Origin of the sequence: Lishizhenia sp., from assembly GCF_033720595.1 — a bacterium.
Taxonomy (GTDB): domain Bacteria; phylum Bacteroidota; class Bacteroidia; order Flavobacteriales_D; family Crocinitomicaceae; genus Lishizhenia.
Genome location: NZ_JAWWCF010000246.1, coordinates 1 through 3,539 on the forward strand (window position 1 = coordinate 1; position 3,539 = coordinate 3,539).

Genomic DNA, 3,539 nt, shown 5'->3' on the forward strand with positions numbered 1-3,539 from the left:
AATGTATCCCTTGCTAACGAGAAAAGTTACAAGTTTATCAGTTCTAATTTATTGGTTAATTTAGACAAAAATCTAATTTATTTTAAGCTGAATAAAGGATTGGTTTTCGATATCGTTACCCTCACAAATGAAGTGTTAGAAATTAGATTGAATCAAGACTTAAGTACAAAAATTCAATAATAGTAGAAGATGCAGTTGCAAAGTTTAAAGGACAGAACCTCGTTCAACGGAAATAAAGAGAAGCAAAAGTTTCAGAATTTACAAAAGTTGATTGTAGAACTTAAAAAGCGCAACTTGTCAGACGAATTAATAGCCGTTTTAAATAAGGAGATTGAATTACTTAACGGAATAGGAAATCATCCAAGGGTTTTCAAAAAGCAACTGCGCGTATCTCAAAATAAAATTCTTTCCAAACTTGAGCGCAAAGCGAAAATTGTAACCAAACATCACTATAGAAACATGTGGCTGGCGCTAGGGTTAGCCGTGTTTGGAGTTCCCATAGGTTTAATACTTTCAAATATTTTGGATAATTCAGGCCTAATTGGAATAGGTTTTCCTTTTGGGATGTTTATCGGAATCGTGTTGGGGAATCAGATGGATAAAAAGGCTGCGGTAAAAGGAAATCAGATAGATATCGTAATGTTATAATGGAAAGAAAAGTAGTCCTGTATATATCCTCGTCACTAGATGGTTTTATAGCAAAGCCAAATGATGACCTCAGTTTTTTAAACCCCATGACGGAGGAAGGTGAGGATTATGGTTATGCAGATTTTACACGTCAAATCGATACCGTTATTGTAGGTAGAAAAACCTATGATTGGGTGGTGAAAGAAGTGGGGTTTTTTCCGCACAAAGACAAAGAAAGCTATGTTATTACTACCCAAGAAAAACCTCAAGAAGGTTTAACACATTTTTATAACGGAGACTTAACAACCTTGATTCAATCCCTTAAGGCAAAAGAAGGGAAGAATATTTATTGTGATGGTGGAGCTCAACTGGTTAACAGTCTCCTGAAAGCCGATTTATTGGATGAAATAATTCTTTCAATTATTCCTGTAACCTTGGGAGAAGGTGTGTCCTTATTTGAAAACGAAATTCCAGAACGTCGTCTTGAGTTGAAGGCAACGAAAGCTTTTAAAACAGGTTTAGTTCAATTGCACTATCAAGTCAATAAGTAGTGTAATTAAGGTTCGTTTTATCGATGTAATTCTGGTCTTTTCTTTACAATTTCTGCATATCTTTTCTTTCGAGACTCTGAAAGGATAAAAACTATTATCTTTCGCTTTTAATCCTAAACAAAACACAGTGAATTTAGCAATAGATTGGAAGGTGGATGCACAATTAATTGATGGATGGAGTACGCCTAACTTATATGGTCTCCTTTTCGTAACTGGATTATTTCTTGGCTTCTTTGTGGTTAAACGCATGTTTAAAAAAGAAGGTATTCCTGACGAACAGTTGGATAAGTTGTTGATGTATATGGTACTTGCTACCATCATTGGAGCGCGTTTAGGTCATGTTCTCTTTTATGGGCCGTACTGGGATGGTATGCATCCAGATGGGTATTTGCAAGAAGGATACTTTTCACATCCCTTGAATATACTTAAAGTGTGGGAAGGTGGTTTGGCCAGTCACGGTGGCGCAATTGCCATTTTAATCGCTTTGTTCATTTACAGTAAAAAAGTGTCTAAGAAACCAATGTTGTGGATTTTAGATAGAATTGTTGCACCGATTGCGATAGCCGGATGCTTTATTCGTTTGGGGAACTTGGTGAACCATGAAATTGTAGGGATTCCTACAGATTTACCTTGGGGGTTTATTTTTAACAATGAATCAGCTAGTTTAATGATAGATCAAAATGGCGATGGGATTAGAGAACACGTTCCACGTCATCCAGCTCAATTGTACGAAGCAATTTCTTACATCTTCATATTTATGGTATTGATGTTTATGTATTGGAAGACCAATGCCAAAGAAAAATTAGGATTGATGTTTTCAGTTTTCTTGATTTTATTGTTTGGAGCAAGATTCTTGGTCGAAATCGTGAAAGTAGGTCAGGCCGATAGAGATGCAGGTATGATTTTAAATACAGGCCAATGGCTGTCTGTCCCATTTATTATTTTAGGGGTAGGCTTATTCATTTGGGTCAACAAAAGAAAAACAACAGAATAATATTAAAACCACTCTTCGGGGTGGTTTTCAACTTTAGTAAACCTTTGAGGAGGACGTAAAATTAGAGTGATGAATAGAATTAAAGAATTATTTAAGATAGAATATCCGCTGATTCAGGCGGGAATGATTTGGTGTTCGGGATGGGAATTAGCTTCGGCTGTTTCTAATGCTGGTGGACTCGGAATTATTGGTTCGGGAAGTATGTATCCTGAAATTTTAGAAGAGCACGTGGTGAAATGTAAAGCGGCAACAGATAAACCTTTTGCGGTCAACTTACCCATGCTTTACCCTGATATTGACAAACACATTGAAACGATTATTAAACACAAAGTGCCCATTGTTTTTACTTCGGCAGGAAACCCTAAAACCTACACTTCTTATTTAAAAGAACATGGAATCACGGTAGTACACGTTGTGTCTAGTGTGAAGTTTGCTCAAAAAGCAGAGGCAGCGGGAGTAGATGCAGTTGTAGCCGAAGGTTTTGAAGCTGGAGGCCATAATGGTAGGGATGAAACGACAACCCTTTGTTTAATTCCTATGGTCAAAGAAGCCATTAATATTCCCTTAATTGCTGCAGGAGGAATAGGAACGGGGAAAGGAATGTTGGCAGCCATGACCCTGGGAGCTGATGCCGTTCAAATCGGTAGTAGGTTTGTAGCGTCGGAAGAATCGTCTGCCCATCAAAAATTTAAGCAAACTGTAGTAGATGCTGCTGAGGGTAGCACCATGTTAACCTTGAAGGAGATTACACCCGTACGTTTGATTAAAAATGAATTCTACCAAAAAGTAGAAAAGGCCTATGAAGCTTGTAATTCACCTGAACAATTGAAAGATTTATTAGGGAGAGGAAGAGCCAAAAAGGGAATGTTTGAAGGTGATTTGGTGGAAGGTGAGTTAGAGATAGGACAAATATCTGGACTGATTCACGAGGTAATGCCCGCTGCAGAAATAGTAAAAGAAATTATAGAAGAATATAAAAGTTCAATTGCAGCCATGCAAACGGATAAATTTCAATTTTAATCGATGATAGAATATCACAAATTTGAGTTAGAGAATAAGTTGAGGGTGATTTTTCATAGGGATGTAACAACTCCTATGGCTGTGGTAAACACGATTTATGATGTGGGTGCTAGAGACGAAGACGCCAACAAAACGGGCTTTGCCCATTTATTTGAACATTTGATGTTCGGTGGTTCGGCAAATATCCCAGACTTTGATGGACCCTTGCAAAGAGCCGGAGGGGAAAGTAATGCATTTACCAGTAATGATGTAACCAATTATTACGACGTCATTCCTGCTCAGAATATAGAAACTGCATTATGGCTAGAGAGCGATAGAATGTTGAATTTAGCCTTTACAGATAAATC

Annotated in this window: 6 protein-coding genes; all 6 read left to right on the top strand. The window is 37.4% G+C overall.

The genetic code is table 11. The annotated features are described in order from the left end of the window. The coding region (locus R3333_RS13335; protein ID WP_318959268.1) for a hypothetical protein at positions 1-180 on the top strand (180 nt) is incomplete at its 5' end. Between the two features lie 9 nt (positions 181-189). Beyond that, on the top strand, positions 190-648 hold the full coding sequence (locus tag R3333_RS13340) for a hypothetical protein (protein WP_318959269.1): 459 nt from the start codon (positions 190-192) through the stop codon (positions 646-648). After that, positions 648-1,178 (top strand): dihydrofolate reductase family protein, encoded by a 531-nt coding sequence (locus R3333_RS13345; RefSeq protein ID WP_318959270.1) that lies wholly within the window; start codon positions 648-650, stop codon positions 1,176-1,178. The genes R3333_RS13340 and R3333_RS13345 overlap by 1 nt, the downstream gene beginning before the upstream one ends. Before the next feature lie 127 nt (positions 1,179-1,305). Beyond that, entirely contained in the window at positions 1,306-2,172 is an 867-nt protein-coding gene (lgt, locus tag R3333_RS13350) for a prolipoprotein diacylglyceryl transferase (RefSeq protein WP_318959271.1), read from the top strand. Between the two features lie 66 nt (positions 2,173-2,238). After that, positions 2,239-3,192, top strand: a complete 954-nt coding sequence (locus R3333_RS13355) for a nitronate monooxygenase (RefSeq protein ID WP_318959272.1) — start codon at positions 2,239-2,241, stop codon at positions 3,190-3,192. A 3-nt stretch (positions 3,193-3,195) separates the two neighbouring features. After that, positions 3,196-3,539: M16 family metallopeptidase (locus tag R3333_RS13360; protein WP_318959273.1), on the top strand; the 344-nt coding region annotated here is incomplete at its 3' end.